Source organism: Pseudoalteromonas sp. SA25 (assembly GCF_011378705.1).
In the GTDB taxonomy this organism is placed as follows: domain Bacteria; phylum Pseudomonadota; class Gammaproteobacteria; order Enterobacterales; family Alteromonadaceae; genus Pseudoalteromonas; species Pseudoalteromonas arctica.
On the sequence record NZ_WTKV01000016.1, the window covers coordinates 80405 to 97677 of the forward strand.

Sequence of the window (17273 nt, forward strand, 5' to 3'; positions counted from 1 at the left end):
TAATATTTATAACGAATAATAAAAGCTCAGCCACGCTCGCATTTCATCTTCAAAACTGTCGCCTTCTACTCGCGACAGTCCCATATTAAACGTTAAATCGTTTACACCTGCTGGCCCCATTCCAAAACTAAAGTCACCTTGGTATTTTAAGCCGTAGCTTTGTGCGTATACGGTGTCGTCGAGTTGATGTTGCTTATAATAAAGCCACGGCATGCCTTCTTTAAAGCTAAAGCCGCCACCGTAGCCTTGATAGCGCTTTGCAGTTGCACTGTAAAAAGGCAGCTCAGATGAAAGTACATATTCACTATTTTGCTGCTGATTAATAAGATTTGAGCTAAAGCCACCTAATGCAAGGCTCCTGTCGTCACGTTGCTTTTGAGAAAAGTTTGCATAAAGGGGAATACCAAACGCTTTACCAAAAATTTTGGCGGCTAAATCATAACCTTGCCAATTATTACTTTTGCTACTGCCATCGTACCAACTCGCATAAATACTTTGGCCTATAGCAAAGTCTTGACGATCATATTGCCAATTTTGAGCAATACCTAAACGCGTCCAACTTTTATGGCTTTGCTTATAATCAGTGTAATTGTAGGCAAGCTCTGGCGTTAAACTTAACTGCCCAAATATAACGGGGTAACTTATTGCGGCAAAACCACCACGGGCATCCATGTCTGCACTTAGACTTTGCTGATACTGGCGCGATGTATCTAAATTGTAGTCAAACAGTGCAAGTTTCAGTTTTACATCAAGCGCATTATATTTTGCCTGCACATAACCACCGTGCAATGCCCCATCGTGTAAATCAGTGCTATAACCCGCTTGTAAGTCGAGCTGCTTTAATAAGTCGCTACTTTTAATGCTTAAATCTAACAAACTGGTAGAAGCCGAATAATATTGAGAGCCAATCGCGAAAGTAGCGTGCTGGTCGAGCACGTTGTAATTTTTTTGCTCTGTAGTTTCGTGCTTATATATTTTAGCTTTTGGAAGTGTATGTTCGTTTACTATTAGCAGCGGTGCTTTTTTGTTAGCTGCAAACTCAGTAACTACAGTGCTTTTTATAGCTTTTGGCAGTGTTTTTACATTTGGCCCATCTGCAGTTATCGAAAAATAGAGTAACGAGCCATCAGCCATTTCAATTGGGTGGGCAACGGCCTCTTGCCCTTGGGTTAACTTGGTGAGTGTTTTACTCTCTATGTTGTAGTTATAAATATCAGTAGCGCTATTTAAACCTGCAACAAAATAAAGTGACTCGCCATTATGGCTAAAGCTTGGCTGACTTATATATTGATACCCTTTTGGCATAGGTACTAATTGCTGTTGATTGTCGCCTACATCTTGTATATACAATTGCCAGTTTTCATTTAATGACGTTGATAAGTAAGCTAATTTAGTTTCATCAGGACTGAGTATTGGGTAATCGTAAGTTGTCTCAAGGCTTTTTGTAAATAATGGTGTGATGGTTTGCGTATTGAGATCAACCTTTACTAATTCAGAGTAGCCATCTCTTATTTGCTCGCCATACAAGGTTTCGCCGTTACTGGTTACGCTAAATCGTCGTATACCAGCAAGCTCGGTAAGCTGTTTAATATTTCCAGTGTCAGTGTTATAGCTAAATATGTCAGACACTTTGTTATAAACACCCGACTCTTCATTGCTGTACGCATTGAAATACAACGTTGTGCTATTTACCCATTGAGGGTTTGCAATACCGGCTTGGTTAATTTGATTAAGTACTTGTTTTTGTTCACGCTTAAATACACTGGGCGCTGTATCGGGAATGTCTTGTGCATCGTTTTCGAGTAGCTCTTTTTGCGCTTTAGTAAACTCTTCTTGCGCTTCAATGTTGTCATCAGTGCTATAAATTATAAGCTTGGTATTACTCTCTTTATCTCGCTCAACAATCGCAATTTTACTACCATCATTTGAAAGGGCGGGATTGCTTGCATATAAGTTAAGCTCAAGCCAAAGCTCACTATTAAGTAACGGCTCCCCTTGCTCTATTTGCATTGCTTTATAGGTATATTCAGCTATAAATCGGCGATATAGCTTGGCTGCACTTTGCCTAAACACACCGCTAAATGCTTCATCAAAATCACGCGTTTTTACGCCTTGCATTCGCGTCCAAACACTATCGAGTGTTTGTTCTGAATAGTTTTTCTCTAACCAATTTAAAAAGCGACTACCCATTAAATACGCCATTGAGCCGCCCATAAAGCCCTGCTCGCCATTTAACTGCCCATAGGTTGGCAGTGCGCCCTGTTGAGCAAATTCTCTCAGTATTGACTCTGAGTAGTTATCAAACAAACGTCCACGACCCGTCATTTTAGACTCAATCAATGTGGCATAACCTTCGGCTACCCAGCGCGGCGTATCACTGTAGGTTAAGTCGTATAAATCCCATATACCACGTACTTTCTGCTGCCAGTCATTGCGTGTAGGCTGTGCTAAGTGCACTAAGTGAATATATTCATGCAACACAAGCAACTGCTGCCAGCCAGAGCTGTTTGATATAACTGTGTCGGATTGTGGTGGGGTTGTAAAAAGTGCCATTACAGGGTTACTTGAGGTAGGTAGCGCAAAGCCGTTTGCTGCATTTAGGGGATCAAACACCACTACATCAACTGTTTTATCAAGTGCTCTGTTTTGCTGCTCAAGCACTTTGGTGCGTACTATTTCAAGCTCTGTTGCAGTTGATTTAGCAAAATCAGCATGCTCAACACTGTAGTGAATGTTGAAATGTTCAGTATGAATAGTTTGCCAATCGGCTGCAAAGCTTGGTGCTGCTAGTAATAAAGCTGATGCGATAAGTGTTTTTTTCATGAGCGTCCCTAAAAGAATTCCTTAATACCATCTAGGGTATTATTAAATGTCTTTCATGGGCAGTAAGAAAGTGTAATAAAGCATGTGCAAATGTGTATTTACACATGCCTTATTTTTTTAATGAAGAGGTATTACATCCAGCTGCGAGTATCGGACTCAATCTGCTTAATTGTAAAATCAATAATAAAGTCAGCATCTTGCTGCTTTATGTAGGGCATAAATGCAAAGCCTGAAGCAAGTTGTATATACAGGCTTTTTAAGCCTGATTTTCTCATTAAGTACGTACTTATACTGCGCGCACTTTGCGCTTTATAAAGCTCAAAAACACGGTAATGAACGCCAATCATACCTTTGCGTACAACCATGTAAAATCGACCATTATCCTCATGCATGTAATAACCATAACGCTGATACGATAAAGTTACCAAGCCAGAAAACACCACCAAAACACCAAGGCTTATCAAAGCATTAATATCAGCAATAAAACAAAAGCCAAACACTAATGCACTGGGTAACAATGAATAAAAGCCTAAATTTTTATACAAAAGAGCGCGTTCTGCGCGCTTAAAAGCGAGTTTTTTACTATTAAACCACGGGTAAATCCACTGGCATACACCATCAACTTGTTCGCTATTTAATACAGGTAATACTAAGGTTTGTTTATTTTTTTTAGCCGCAACACCGGCTGCTATTCCGCCGCTACTTGCTTGCAAGCACTCAACAGTAAATCGCTTTAGCAATCGCCCCATTAGGTTTTGCTTAATAATAATAGATTGCACTTTATCCATGCTCATTGAAAGCTGATGGCGCTCTAACAAGCCAGCAATACGTTTAAACTTTTGACCTTTAAAATAAAGCTCAAAGTTATAAAAACGAATAAGCGACATAGTCACCGATAGCATCACCGCTACCAAAACTAGCAAAACAATTAAGGTGATCATCGCAAAAGTAGCAGCGCTGGCCAGCATACCAAGCTCTTGTTGATAAAAGCCTTCTACTTTCGCAATAATTTGCTTCTCTAAAAAATCAACAATCAGGTTTATAAAAGGGGCCAAAGCAGCGATTGCTAAAATAGCCATATTCGACATCAAACCAAATTTGGCTATTTCTTTATTGCTAATGCTTAGGCTGTTTTCGATAGTGTCTGTTTCGCTTTGTTCAGTATTTTGTATTTCTTGCTGTTGCTGCGCTTTAAAATCAAATATTTGTTTACGCATTTGCTGTGCGTAATCTTTTGTGACGCCAGGTAAAACAACTTCTTGCGACACACTGCCAGCTGCATCAAAAATACAATTAACTAAGTTTACGGGGATAAAATAAAATGGCTCGGCAATATTAACGTTTTGCACACGGCCAAATTTAAGCGTAAGTCGCTCTTTTTTAAATACACCTTTGTTAAGCAATATTTCGTTGTCGCTACTAATACAAAACTTAAAATTTAAATAATATAAAAATGAGTAAATAAGCAACGAAATTAGCGCAATCCCACCTGCAACTTGCGCCCAAAACAACTTATTTTCTACTTGAGTAACAAACACGACAAGCATAGGCAGTAAGTTTAAAAGGCCATCTTTTACAAAGCGCACACTAAAGTGCACAACAAAGTATAAAAGCGCCCAGGGCGATACTTTTTGCCAGTAAATAGGGCTCGCTTTATCTTCGATAGTTGCATTACTCATCGACTAAAGTTGCCTGAGTAGTTGCGTCGTCTTGGCGGTAGTTTTGTACAAATTGGCGCATATTTTTACAATCATCATGGGTTAGCCCACTAATTTGTAAATCGGCACTTACACCGCCAGCGCTAAATAATTTAATACTCGCAAGGCTAAGTTTTCGCTCTATTGGCCCTTGGTGTATTTCCATATGCTGTACACGCGCTAAAGGTAATACCGTCACTTGTTGCCAAATAACGCCTTTTTTAAAAGCAATGTCATGATTTCGCACTGCAAAACCTCGCAGCCTCACACTTATCATGTTGTACGCCATAGATACGGCCACCAAAATAGGCATACCAATTAGCAAATACGTTTGTGCATTATTAGCAAAGGCTTCATTAAAATAACAAACAGCAATAAGCGCTCCAATTAGCGGTATATAAAACAGAAGCGAGCTAAGCTGTGTATGTAATAAGGCTTTATCAGCCAATGGCTTAAAGCTAATATCACTATGCTTTGGTAAATCCATTATTTGTTGATTGTTAAACACTATTTGTCCCTATTCCTGCTTTTAATTATGGCTAGCTTACCAACTAATGGTGGTTATTAAGGTGTGGCTTTGTTTTGGCTCAAGCGTTACTTTATCTGTCAGTACATTAGCAGCCTCTAAGCAGAGCATTGTTTTATACTCATCGTCAGCAAAGTTAGATAAGCGTTTTGATTTTTCTATCCATGGGTTCCACAGTACACACGAACTTGAGTTTTCGCGGCTCACATTAATAACACCTTCTGGCATATTAATGGTTTGCACTGTACTTGCTTGTGTGTAAACCATATCGGTTTCGCGATTAAAGCTTACAACATCATTTTGTACAAATGGCCCTTCACTAAACTCAATATATTGCGCACCTTGCAAACCATCTACATGGGTCTTTGTAATGTCTGATGTAGGAAAATAGGTATGCAGCGCTTGAGTAAAGCTAAATGGCGCACTCCCTAAGTTAGCGGTCGTTAAGCTAACCTGTAATTTATCGCTTAATACAAACTCAACTTTTAATGCTGACTGATGTGGCCAATACGTCGTATTAACAAGCTTCATGGGTAGCTTTAAACTAACTGTAATTTGCTCATCAGATTCGTGTACTTCATCAGCTTGCCACACACTTGTGCGCGCAAAACCATGGGCAGGCCAGCCATCATTAGCGTGTATACCAAACCACGGCCAACAAATAGGAATACCACCTCGAATACTTGCCCCTTCTTGATAAGTTTCGTCTTGTGATACCCATATAAGTGGCTTGTTATTTTTAGGGATAAACTCGGTAATTTGCCCACCTTGCAAAAATATTTTTGCATCGCACTTTGAGCTAGCTATTTTAATAAACTCAAGACCGGTTTCGCTTTGCTCAATGCTAACTGATGGCGATAATTTCATACCTTCCCCTATAATACTGATACTAAAGATTTTTAATATTTGTGCAGAAACAATAATGCATGCTTAAAGTATACGCTATTGATATTAAATATTGATTGCTGAATTTGTTCATTGCCGATTAATACATATACAGTAAACTCACAAACAATTACTTTGTACTAACAGCTGTAAATGAATAATACTAAAGTCTATACAATAAGACTTGCCAATTATTCACAACATACGTACTGTGCGCAACTTAATGCACACAAGATGCTAAGAAAATTTACTATAATTTAAACAATATAATTTTACATTAGTTACTGCTCTAACTATTAAAAACCAACAAAAGCGGCCTAATGTGCAATATATTGTTTGAATTCAATTTATTTGATGTGTAACATTTCGCGATTACGGCAAACTACCGCCCCATCGATGAGATAAGCAAATGCAAAAATATGACGAGTTATTGGTTTCTTTACGTAAAGTGATCCGCGCGATTGACTTACATTCTAAGCAGCTAAATAAAACTTCGGGTTTAACTGGCCCACAATTGCTTATAATGCAAGAAGTTAAAAAAACCGATGGAATAACGGCGAGCCGTATTGCTCAAAACGTAAATTTAAGCCCAGCAACGGTCACCAATATTCTCGACAGAATAGAAAGCAGAAACTTAGTAACACGCGTACGCAGTCAAATGGATAAACGCAGAGTGAGCTTATACCTCACCGATAAAGGAAAAGAGTTACTTGATAAAGCACCTCAGCCATTGCAAGAACACTTTATTGAAAAGTTTTCTGCGCTTGCTGAGTGGGAACAGAGCCTTTTACTCTCATCAATGCAGCGTGTAGCCGCGATGATGGATGCAGATAAATTAGATGCATCGCCCCTTCTAGAAGTTGGTGCACTTACTCAAGCTCCTAAAGAATAAACAATAAAAAAAATACATAGTTTTGTACTTACTCTAAACGTAAGGCGTTTTTTGACGTCTTGAATTTTTTATTTTTTAATCACAAGCAGAGCGGCTATTATGACTAAACTCTCAAAATTAACACTAGCACTAGTCCTAGGTGGTGTTACAAGCACTTCTTATGCGTCTGATGATCTAGACACACTACAAAGCCAACTTAAACAGCTAAAGCAACAAATGCAATTGCTTGAAAATAAGTTAGCTGATGAAAAAACAAAACAACAGCAAATTAATAAGCAGCACGAACAACAAGTTGCAAACATCAGTAAAAAATCTGATCAAAAAGTAGTTGAAGTTGCCGCAGCTGAACCTGAGAAAAAAGATGAAGGCATTAAAGTTGGTGGAGCAATACGCTTTAATTACAGCACCAACACATACGATGAAGATACCCAAGATCGCGGTGGCGATTTTGATTTTGATATTTTCCGTATAAATGTATCTGGTGAGATTAACGATATTTCACTTAACGGCGAAATACGTTTTTACGATTACATGACCGTTGTTAAGTATGCTTACTTAGGTTACGAGTTTGCAGATGGCTGGGAAGGACAAGCAGGTATTGCACCCGTGCCTTTTGGTAATGGCCCATACAACTCACACAGCTACTTTTTCAGTACTAATTATTACGTAGGTCTAGAAGACGATTTTGATTTAGGTGTAGTAGTAAAACGTAAACTTAAAGATAACTGGAAACTAGACCTAGGCTTTTTCAAAAATGATGAGCTAGGTGGTATAGACGGTGGCTCTTCAGATATTAACCATCGTTACTCTTACGACATTATTGGTAGTCGCTCAGCAGAGGAAGGTACATACGATGCACCAGGCTCTCGCATAGGCGAATACAATACGTTTGCCGGGCGTGCAACATACCAAATTGAGCACAGCAAAAATATAACTACCGATGTGGGTGTATCATTATTAAGTGGTGGTTTACATGACGGTAACGATCGTGCAGGTAACTACGGTGCATGGGCATTTCATGTTGATAGCACAATTAACAACTGGAATATCCAATTTCAACACGGTGAATACGACTACGATCTAGACGACAGCAGCGACCGCTTTGTTGTTGGTGCGTATGCGTATTATGACACTGTATCTAGCGAAGCAACTATGACTAACTTTAACGTTGCTTATAATTACTCGCTTGATTGGGGCCCAGTTACCGACATTCAATTTTACAACGATTACGGCATTATTTATGACAAGTCTGACGATAGCGCAGATACATGGATGAACGTAACGGGTATGAGTGTTGCTGCAGGTGGTTTCTTTAGTTACTTCGACTTTATTCAAGCACGTAACCAGCCATTTATTGGCGGAACAATTATTGGTGATGGCGATACAGAACGTCGCTTCAACATAAATATTGGTTACTACTTCTAAACTGTTAACCGCATTTATTTTTAAAAGGGCAAACTTAGTTTGCCCTTTTTTATTGATTTTAAGCTTCGAATTAATAGCTATTTAGCCTACAATTAGAGATACCATAACACGCCTAAAAAGAGCCTAAGTGAATATAAAAGCAGTGTTTATTTGTTATAAAAACTTATGGTTTAAAGCGCTTGGCTTAATACTTGTAGCCTTGGGTATTATTGGCATTGTGTTACCGGTCATGCCTACCACTATATTTTTTATTTTAGCGCTCACCTGCTTTACTCGCTCATCACCCGCGCTTGAACAATGGCTGTTAAACCACCCTCGTTACGGTGTAACTTTGCAGCAATGGCAAGCCCATAAAGTAGTGCCTGTTAAAGCCAAATGCTACGCCGCCATTGGCATGTTAATTGGATTTATATTTTTACTGTATTCAGCCGCCCCTATTTGGGTTATTTATCTCGTTGCAGTAATAGAAGTATCGGTAATGATTTACCTTATTTTAAGACCCTCCAGCCCCCCTAAGCATTAAATATTCATTTTTTACCTGCATACCACCTTTGTTTTAAAGTTTTTATGTAAAGATAAGTAAGTAAATTTGTAATAGCTAATGCAAATCATTATCATGTTGTAAATTTAATTTATTTACTGTTTTTATGTCGTTTATTAATAAGCGGGCTTTGTATAGTACAAGCCGTGCTCTACATATTTATATTTCTACAGCTTTGTTTTTTTTGCTTATTTTATTTTGCGTTAGCGGCATAGTGCTCAACCATATTGATTGGCTTAAAAACGATAAAAATAACGGTCAAGTAACGGCGGTAATTCCAGCTGAGCTAGTTACCAAAGCAAATGAGCAGCTAAATACCTTGCCAACGCTTTACCCAGAAATAGAAGCTTACTTAGCCGAGCAATATGCACTTACAAAAGTAAAAAGCATTGAGTGGGAAAAAGAAGACGCGCTTGTCATGCTCGACTACCCACTGCCTGCAGGGTTTGCCTACGCAGAGCTTGATTTTACAACTGGCGAGTTAAACCTTGATTACCAAACAGGTGGCTTTTTAAGCCTCATTGGCGACTTACATAAAGGCCGCCACAGCGGTGAAGTATGGAGTTGGGTGATTGATATATCTGCCGTACTAATGATTTTATTTGCCATCACCGGCATGATTATTTTGTTTCAAAATAGAAAAAAACGCTTAGCAGGAATATGGATAACCTTACTAGGAGTCGCAACTCCACTGGTTATTTATTTATGTTGGGTTCCACAAATAAAAGGAGTGTCTTAATGGTTAAATTTAAATTATTTATAAGCGCCGCATTACTGCTAGTAGCTGCGTTTTTTCAAACAACAGCGCATGCACAAACACCACAGCTAGAGGTTGAATTAACGCTTCCCGACTTAGAAGTACAACCGTATCACCGTCCATACGTTGCAGTTTGGCTTGAAACACCAGAGCGCAAACACGTTACAACGCTTGCACTTTGGGTACAAAAAGCAGAATGGTTTAAAGACTTACGCCAATGGTGGCGTAAAGCCGGTAAAAGCGATGCCAACTTTGACGGCATTAGCGGCGCAACAAAACGCGCGGGTACTTACACTATAAATTGGCAAGGTAACGATTTAGACGGTAACCCAGTAAAACCAGGTAAATACTTACTAAATATTGAAGTTGTACGCGAAGAAGGCGGTAGAGATTACGCCCGTGTTGAGCTTGATTTAACAAAGTCGGGAAAAATTACAATTGATGGTAAAAACGAGTTTTCACAAAGTTTCGTCACTGTAAGCACTAAGTAGCACCTATTTATTACTAGAATTTAAGCAAAGGAAAAATAATGAAAATTAATTTATTAAAAACTGCATTAATCGGCGCATTGAGCCTATCTGCTTTAGTGTCAACTTCGGCAAGTGCACACGGACGTTGGTTACTACCTTCGCATACATCTTTATCAGGCGATAAAGCGCATTACGTAATGATTGACGCAAGTATCTCTAACGAAATTTTTGCACCTGACAAAGCCTTTAAACCTAAAGAAAAAGGCGCCGAGTACGACGACACATTATTAATGGCACTTGCGCCTAATGGTGAGCCAGTATCTGAAACCATTCGTGCTTATTACTTAAAACGTAAAAGCTCAGCTGCGGTAAGCTTAACAGAGCAAGGCACTTACCACATTGCAATGACCCAAAAGCCAATGTACATGACCTTCTATAAAAACGAAGAAGGTAAGCGCAAGCGTGTATTTGGTAAGAAAACAGACGCCGAGTTACCTAGCAATGCAAAAGATGTAACTACAACGAAGGTTGTTTCAACAGTAGACACATTTGTAAGCCGAAATGGCACCTCAAAGCCTGCCCTGTTAGGTTTAGGCTTAGAGCTTAGCGGTCCAACGCATCCAAACGATTTATTTGTAGGTGAGCAAGCACGTTTTCAATTACTACAAGATGGTAAATCTGCTGGTGAAGGCATTGAAGTAAGTATTTTAAAAGGCGACACACGCTACCGTAACGACCGTGGCGAAGTAAAAGTAACGACCGATAAAGAAGGTATGTTTACAATTACATGGAAAGAACCAGGCCTATACCTAATCGAAACTTCTAACAAGGTTACCGTAAATGAAGAAGGCGTAGATGCAGGACGTTATGCATTATTTACAACGCTTGAAGTTGCCCCTGAATAATTTAAATTACTAAATTTAAAAAATTGAAAGGCCAAGCATTTGCTTGGCCTTTTTACGTCTTACTAACTTTTATCTAAAATTCCCTTGAATTCGCAACCATTCGACACAAGATTGCAACTACAACGATCCAAACGCCGATATCGTGCGTAAACAGTGACCTTATATGTTAACAACTTAGAATATCTTAGATAGTTTTTATCTTTGCACTAGGGTAGTCGCTTCTATATGATGCGCTCCTTTTCGACTAGCAGCTCTTGGGGAACAATTAATGACTTTTAAGCGTTTATCTGCAAATAAACTAGCACTTAGCTTGGCCGTTACCACTGCACTTAGCACACCTTACTCTATGGCCGTTGCCGCAGAGCAAGATAATCAAGCAGAAAAGAATATCGAAGTAATTTCGGTTACCGGTACTCGCAGAAGCTTACGCAGTATTGCCGAAAGTACGGTACCCGTAGACATTATTACCAGCGGTGATATGCAAAGTACGGGTCAGCTAGAAATAAGCCAAATACTAGCAAACCAAGTACCTAGCTTTAACTACCCAAGTGCCACTATGGGTGATGGTACTGACCATGCAAAACCAGCTGTTTTACGTGGATTAGCACCCGATCACACATTAGTACTTATAAACGGCAAACGCCGCCATGCCGGTGCGCTATTAAACTTAGCAGGTGTTGTTGGCCGAGGATCTACAGCTGTTGATTTGAACATGATTCCAACCTCTGCAATTAAGCGTGTTGAAGTACTACGTGACGGCGCAGCCGCACAGTACGGTTCTGATGCAATTGCTGGCGTAATTAACATTGTACTTAAAGATGCCTCAGAAGGCGGTAGCGTAAGCGTAACGTACGGTAAATACGATACTCAAATGGCTGGTGTATCTCAGCTAGACAGCACCTATGCAGACGCAAACGGCGACTTAGCGTTTAATACCGGTGGCGACAGAGAAGTAAACGACGGTGCAACACGCACTGTTAGTGCAAACTCTGGTTTTGCGTTATCTGATAACGGCTTTGTAAACGTATCCATTGAGTACCGTGATAACGACTCAACGCAACGCTCAGGCTTTGACCCACGCGAACAATACAGTCGCCTTGATGATGGCAGCCTAGACCCACGTGAATTTACTATCGATCGTTACAACCACCGCTTTGGTAAAGCAGACCTTGAAGATTACGCGTTGTTTTACAACATGGGTTACGATTTAGATAACGGCTTAAACCTTTATTCATTTGGTAGCTACTCAAAGCGTGAAGGTAATTCAGGTGGTTTTTACCGCCGAGCAAAAGACAGCCGTAACGTTTTAGAAGTGTACCCAGATGGCTTTTTACCGCAAATTGAAACAGACGTACAAGACTACTCATTTGCATTGGGCTTACAAGGCGAAACTAACGACTGGACATGGGATGTAAGTACCAACTACGGCCGCAACGACTTTGGTTTCGGTGTTGTAAATAGTATTAATACATCACTAGGTGCCGACAGCCCAACCGAATTTGACAACGGTGCATTGGTTTACGATCAGTTTTTAGTAAACGCAACAGTCAATACCACACTCGATTTAGGCTTACCTGATGACGTATTTTTTACCGTAGGTACTGAATACCGCCACGAAAGCTACAAAATAGAAGAAGGCGAAGAAGCGTCTTACATCACCGCACTTGATAGCGATGGTAACCCAATTGCAGCCGGTGGCGCGCAAGTACTTGCTGGTTTTGGACCAGAAAGTGCGACTGACGAAAGCCGTCATAACATCGCTTTATTTGTTGAGTTTGATACCTACTTAACAGAAAACTGGAACGTAGTTTTAGCGGGTCGTTATGAAGATTACAGCGACTTTGGTGACACATTTACTTCTAAGCTTGCTTCGCGTTACAGCATTACTGAAAACCTATCGCTGCGCGGTGCAATTAGCACAGGTTTCCGTGCGCCATCTTTAGCGCAAAGCTCGTACCGCCAAATATCAACCGTACTTGAAAACAACCAACCATTTGAAGTTGGTCTATTCCCAACTGATTCTGCAGCCGCGCAAGCGCTAGGTGCACAGCCGTTAGATGCTGAAGAGTCAGTAAACGTTACTGCGGGCTTTATTTACACTCAAGGCAGCTTTAGCTTAACTGTTGATGCGTACCGTATTGATATTGATGACCGTATTGTATTGTCTGAAAACTTAGAAGGCGATGCAGTTGTTGAAATACTACAAAATGCCGGTGAGCTAAACACCGAAAGCGTACGTTACTTTACCAACGCTATCGACTCACGCACGCAAGGTGTAGATATAGTTGCCACTTATAACCTAGATTTAGACAACTTAGGTGATTTACGTTTAAACGTAGCAGCTAACTTTAACGATACCGAAGTAACACACGTAAACGACAACCCTGCACAGCTTAACTCACTAGGTGACGACTACGTAGTGTTTGCGCGTCGTGAAGTAGGTCGCTTTGAAGAAGGCACGCCAGATAGCAAATGGAACCTATCTGCAGTGTGGAACTTTAACGAATGGCAAACAACGCTTCGTGCCACACGTTATGGTGAAGTCGCTGATATATCAACTACAGCTGATCGCGATGAATACTTAGACCCTAAATGGATCACCGACCTAGAAGTGGCATACCGTCCAGACGAATATTGGAAATTTGCCGTTGGTGCAAACAACTTGTTCGATCAGTACCCACAAGCCACCGTGGATAACATTGGTTACTCTGACTTTGGCCAAATATTCCCGTACACACCGTATGCGCCTTACGGATTAGACGGGCGTTTTTTATACGGTAATATTACTTACAGCTTTTAATTAGTTCCCTAATAAAAGCAGAGCAATTATAAAAGGATGCATCGCGCATCCTTTTATATTAATAATTAGTTATTTTAACCACTTATTAGTATTTCAACTTTCATAAAAAACCACCACCCTATATAAAACAACAGCTTACATTTCGGCCTCATTTTTGCTCTATATTGTTTATATAAATACAAACAATAAATACCAAAGGACTAAACATGAGCTCATCAACACAATTAAGCATTGCAAAACCATTTTCACTTATTGGCGGCATTTTATTATTAAGTGGCTGTGTATTTCATATATCGCCAAGCGTTGCCTCAGTAAAGCAAACTCAGCAGCTATCACTGCCAAGCAATAATCTTGAATATTTAAATGTGTTAAGCGGCGCAGGTAGCCTTGAAATAAAAGGCTCAAAAACGGCCACCAGCATTAGTGTGGATGCCACTATTTACACAGCCGACATTGAAGACGAGTACGAACTAACGCTCGAGCAAGACGGTAAACAGGCAAAGCTTGTTGCCCAAAATAAAAGCCGTAATGGTATTAGCTTTTACAGTGGCCAATCTCCAAGTATTAATTTAGTGGTTACTGTGCCAAGTAATCTAAATTTAGATATTGATGATGGCTCTGGCGACATTTTAATAAGTGCTATGCAAAGCAATATTGATGTAAAAGACGGCTCAGGAGATTTAACGATAAGCGGTGCTAAAAACCTAACTATTGACGATGGCTCAGGTGAAGTAAACCTTGAAAACATCGCAGGTAATTTAGAATTAACCGACGGCTCTGGCAGTATTCATATAAACAACGTAAGCGGCAATGCAACTATTGACGATGGTTCTGGCGAAATGCACGTGAGCAACATAAACGGTTCGCTAAACGTTGAAGATGGATCGGGTGATTTAGTGATAAGCCATATAAGCGGTACTGTTAATGTTGATGATAACTCTGGCGACATGATCATTGAGCATATTGGCTCAAGCGTAACAATTGAAGACGGTTCGGGTGATATTCGCGTTAACCATGCAAAGGGGCTGACTATTACTGAGTCGGGCTCGGGCGATGTAAGTATCGATAATATTAGCGGTTCAGTAAAAGTAGCTAACTAGGGCGTGTTGATCTTTGTGGATAGAAATTTGTTCAATCTAGGGGCGATTAAATCGCGGCGCGAGGTTTGTAACCTAGTGGGCTCGGTAACTGCTCCTGCGTTACCCTAATGGCTTACATCCATGTAAGAATAAGTAAAAACCGAGCAACAAAGAGTTAATCGTCCCTAGAAAGAACCCAAAGGGCAGCGCATGTTTGGTATTTATGCTGCGTTATCGCCTATTCATGGGGAATAACCACACTACATAGGCTCCGCCTTGTCTAAAAACCAAACATACTGCTGTAAATTCACTCACCAATGATCAACACGCCCTAACAGTATGAGCTAAAAATAACGTATTTTCAGCCACATGAATTATTGTATTTTATAAGAACCTAAGTCATTCTATTTATGCTCAAATACCTTGAGCATAAATAGAATGACTTAGGATAAACGCGTGTTAGAAATTGCTTTAATTTATTTAGCAGCAGCCATTGTAGCTGTCCCTATTGCAAAACGAGTCGGACTTGGCTCTGTGTTAGGTTATTTAATTGCCGGAATACTCATTGGCCCTTATGCGCTGGGTGTTGTGGGCGATCAAACCGATGTAATGCACTTCGCTGAATTTGGCGTAGTGATGATGCTGTTTTTAGTGGGCCTTGAACTACAACCTTCGCGTTTATGGACATTACGCCACTCTATTTTAGGGCTTGGCGGCTTACAGGTTGTGTTATCGGCAGCGGCTATATTTGCATTTTGTTATTGGTTTTTTGCCATGCATTGGCAAACTGCACTCGCCATTGGTTTAATGCTCGCGCTCTCCTCTACGGCTATTGTGCTGCAAAGCCTTGAAGAAAAAGGCTGGCTAAAGCAAGAAGCCGGACAAAACGCTTTTTCGGTATTGCTGTTTCAAGACATCGCAATTATTCCTATTTTAGCCCTATTGCCACTGCTTGCATTTGCCCCGCAAACTAGCACAAAAGAAATCAGCGATTCGATTATTGCAAGCTGGCCTGTATGGCAACAAGTATGTGTTTCGGTTGCGGTTATTGCCGCTATTATTGCCGGTGGTAAATATGTATCGGCCCCGTTATTTAGATACATTGCCCAAACGCACATGCGTGAAATATTTACTATTTTTGCACTGTTTTTAGTGGGCGCTATTGCGCTAGTTATGCAAAGTATTGGTTTATCGCCTGCTTTGGGGACTTTTTTAGCAGGCGTTGTACTTGCCGAGAGCGAATTTAGACACGAATTAGAAGCCGATATAGAACCCTTTAAAGGCTTACTGTTAGGATTGTTTTTTATAACGGTTGGCGCATCAATTAACTTTGAGCTGCTATTTAACGAGTTTAGTACTGTTATTGGCTTAGTAGTTTTACTTATTGTAGTTAAAGCCTGCATTTTATTTGCCCTTGCCGTTACCTTTAAAATTAACAGTAAACAGCAGTTATTATTTGCCTTAGCGCTTGCCCAAGGGGGTGAATTTGCCTTTGTACTTTTAAGCGTAACCACCACCTTAAGTATTTTAACGCCCGAGCAAACCAGCCTTGTTACCTTAGTTGTAGCGGTATCAATGCTAATAGCGCCGTTACTACTTATGGTTTATGAGCAAATACAAAAACGCAGCAGCAGTGCTCTGCCTGAGTTTGATAAGCCAGAGCAAATTAGCACCGCTAAGCACGTAATTATTGCGGGCTACGGACGTTTTGGTCAAATTATGGGGCGTTTACTGCACGCGCAAGGCTACGAAATTACCGTACTTGATCACAGCCCTAGCCAAATAGAATTACTACGCCGTTTTGGTAATACCGTATTTTATGGCGATGCCGCACGCCAAGAACTCCTTGAAGCAGCAGGCGCACACACCGCGCAAATGCTAGTAATTGCAATTGATAACCCCGATAAAACCATTGAGATAATTAAGCTCGCGCATAAAAACTACCCGCAGCTTAAAATAGTTGCTCGCGCAATCGACCGCCGCCATGCGTATCAGTTACTTAATTTAAAAGTAGATGCGTTTAACCGCGAAACAGTCGACTCGGCTATTAACCTTGCCGTAGAAGCACTCGAGTTACTAGGTAACACTAAGCAAGATGCAGAGCGCGCCGGTAAATTATTTAGAGACCACGACCGCGCTGCAGTACTGCAACTTGCTGCATTATGGGGAGACGACGCCAGCTACGGCGTAGCCGTGCGCCAACGTATGGAAGATTTAAAACAAGTGCTGCAACAAGATAAACAAGCACAAAGCGATTTAAATACCTGCGACAGCGGCGACTGCGAAGACGGCTTAACAGAAGTAGCGAGTAAACCTAAAAAGCCTGATGATGCTCATTTGGAGTAGTATTAGGCAATCGCGTTATAAGCGGGTGATAGTAGCATTTTAATACAAACAATAAATAGTTGGTTTAAATCAGCATCGCTTGAGTATAACCAACTGTTTCATTTCTTTTAAACAACTCGTATGACGC

Annotated in this window: 13 protein-coding genes; 9 read left to right on the forward strand and 4 right to left on the reverse strand. The window is 40.4% G+C overall.

The window, feature by feature from the left end; genetic code table 11:
* Positions 1-6: 6 nt before the first annotated feature.
* The 4 genes from GQR45_RS13970 to GQR45_RS13985 all read right to left on the reverse strand — a co-directional run bounded on the left by GQR45_RS13970 (position 7) and on the right by GQR45_RS13985 (position 5913).
* Positions 7-2823 carry a PD40 domain-containing protein gene (locus GQR45_RS13970; RefSeq protein ID WP_165726258.1) on the reverse strand — a complete coding sequence of 939 codons (2817 nt, stop codon included), beginning with the start codon at positions 2821-2823 and terminating at the stop codon, positions 7-9.
* 131 nt (positions 2824-2954) lie between these two features.
* Positions 2955-4502, reverse strand: coding sequence for a PH domain-containing protein (locus GQR45_RS13975; protein ID WP_165726259.1), 1548 nt, complete (start codon positions 4500-4502; stop codon positions 2955-2957).
* Complete coding sequence (locus tag GQR45_RS13980) at positions 4495-5028, reverse strand: PH domain-containing protein (RefSeq protein WP_007580462.1); 534 nt, start codon at positions 5026-5028, stop codon at positions 4495-4497. Before GQR45_RS13980 ends, GQR45_RS13975 begins: the two co-directional genes overlap by 8 nt.
* A 36-nt stretch (positions 5029-5064) precedes the next feature.
* Complete coding sequence (locus tag GQR45_RS13985) at positions 5065-5913, reverse strand: D-hexose-6-phosphate mutarotase (protein ID WP_165726260.1); 849 nt, start codon at positions 5911-5913, stop codon at positions 5065-5067.
* A 427-nt stretch (positions 5914-6340) separates the two neighbouring features.
* Between GQR45_RS13985 and GQR45_RS13990 the strand changes: the two genes are divergently transcribed.
* The 9 genes from GQR45_RS13990 (at position 6341) to GQR45_RS14030 (ending at position 17146) form a co-directional block, all read left to right on the forward strand.
* Positions 6341-6823, forward strand: a complete 483-nt coding sequence (locus GQR45_RS13990; protein ID WP_007580457.1) for a MarR family transcriptional regulator — start codon at positions 6341-6343, stop codon at positions 6821-6823.
* A 99-nt stretch (positions 6824-6922) separates the two neighbouring features.
* On the forward strand, positions 6923-8248 hold the full coding sequence (locus GQR45_RS13995) for a hypothetical protein (RefSeq protein WP_007580455.1): 1326 nt from the start codon (positions 6923-6925) through the stop codon (positions 8246-8248).
* A gap of 127 nt (positions 8249-8375) precedes the next feature.
* Positions 8376-8771, forward strand: a complete 396-nt coding sequence (locus GQR45_RS14000; RefSeq protein WP_007580453.1) for a YbaN family protein — start codon at positions 8376-8378, stop codon at positions 8769-8771.
* A gap of 124 nt (positions 8772-8895) precedes the next feature.
* Positions 8896-9528 carry a PepSY-associated TM helix domain-containing protein gene (locus tag GQR45_RS14005; protein ID WP_007580451.1) on the forward strand — a complete coding sequence of 211 codons (633 nt, stop codon included), beginning with the start codon at positions 8896-8898 and terminating at the stop codon, positions 9526-9528.
* Positions 9528-10037 carry a DUF2271 domain-containing protein gene (locus GQR45_RS14010; RefSeq protein WP_007580449.1) on the forward strand — a complete coding sequence of 170 codons (510 nt, stop codon included), beginning with the start codon at positions 9528-9530 and terminating at the stop codon, positions 10035-10037. Before GQR45_RS14005 ends, GQR45_RS14010 begins: the two co-directional genes overlap by 1 nt.
* A 38-nt stretch (positions 10038-10075) precedes the next feature.
* Entirely contained in the window at positions 10076-10921 is an 846-nt protein-coding gene (locus GQR45_RS14015) for a DUF4198 domain-containing protein (protein WP_165726261.1), read from the forward strand.
* A 268-nt stretch (positions 10922-11189) separates the two neighbouring features.
* Positions 11190-13721: a TonB-dependent receptor gene (locus GQR45_RS14020; RefSeq protein ID WP_165726262.1), complete on the forward strand. Its 2532-nt coding sequence runs from the start codon at positions 11190-11192 to the stop codon at positions 13719-13721.
* Positions 13722-13927: 206 nt separating this feature from the next.
* A complete protein-coding gene (locus GQR45_RS14025) occupies positions 13928-14821 on the forward strand; it encodes a DUF4097 domain-containing protein (protein ID WP_165726263.1) in 894 nt (297 codons plus the stop codon).
* A 435-nt stretch (positions 14822-15256) separates the two neighbouring features.
* The gene (locus GQR45_RS14030) at positions 15257-17146 is read left to right on the forward strand and encodes a monovalent cation:proton antiporter-2 (CPA2) family protein (protein WP_165726264.1); all 1890 of its coding nucleotides are present in this window, start codon (positions 15257-15259) and stop codon (positions 17144-17146) included.
* Positions 17147-17273: the final 127 nt, after the last annotated feature.

What these genes read in the sequence shown, in the direction of transcription:
- GQR45_RS14025 (WP_165726263.1), top strand. Translation starts at nt 13,928, where the DNA reads ATGAGCTCATCAACACAATTAAGCATTGCAAAACCATTTTCACTTATT.
- GQR45_RS13985 (WP_165726260.1), bottom strand. Translation starts at nt 5,913, where the DNA reads ATGAAATTATCGCCATCAGTTAGCATTGAGCAAAGCGAAACCGGTCTT.
- GQR45_RS13975 (WP_165726259.1), bottom strand. Translation starts at nt 4,502, where the DNA reads ATGAGTAATGCAACTATCGAAGATAAAGCGAGCCCTATTTACTGGCAA.
- GQR45_RS13970 (WP_165726258.1), bottom strand. Translation starts at nt 2,823, where the DNA reads ATGAAAAAAACACTTATCGCATCAGCTTTATTACTAGCAGCACCAAGC.
- GQR45_RS13995 (WP_007580455.1), top strand. Translation starts at nt 6,923, where the DNA reads ATGACTAAACTCTCAAAATTAACACTAGCACTAGTCCTAGGTGGTGTT.
- GQR45_RS14015 (WP_165726261.1), top strand. Translation starts at nt 10,076, where the DNA reads ATGAAAATTAATTTATTAAAAACTGCATTAATCGGCGCATTGAGCCTA.
- GQR45_RS14020 (WP_165726262.1), top strand. Translation starts at nt 11,190, where the DNA reads ATGACTTTTAAGCGTTTATCTGCAAATAAACTAGCACTTAGCTTGGCC.
- GQR45_RS14010 (WP_007580449.1), top strand. Translation starts at nt 9,528, where the DNA reads ATGGTTAAATTTAAATTATTTATAAGCGCCGCATTACTGCTAGTAGCT.
- GQR45_RS14005 (WP_007580451.1), top strand. Translation starts at nt 8,896, where the DNA reads ATGTCGTTTATTAATAAGCGGGCTTTGTATAGTACAAGCCGTGCTCTA.
- GQR45_RS13990 (WP_007580457.1), top strand. Translation starts at nt 6,341, where the DNA reads ATGCAAAAATATGACGAGTTATTGGTTTCTTTACGTAAAGTGATCCGC.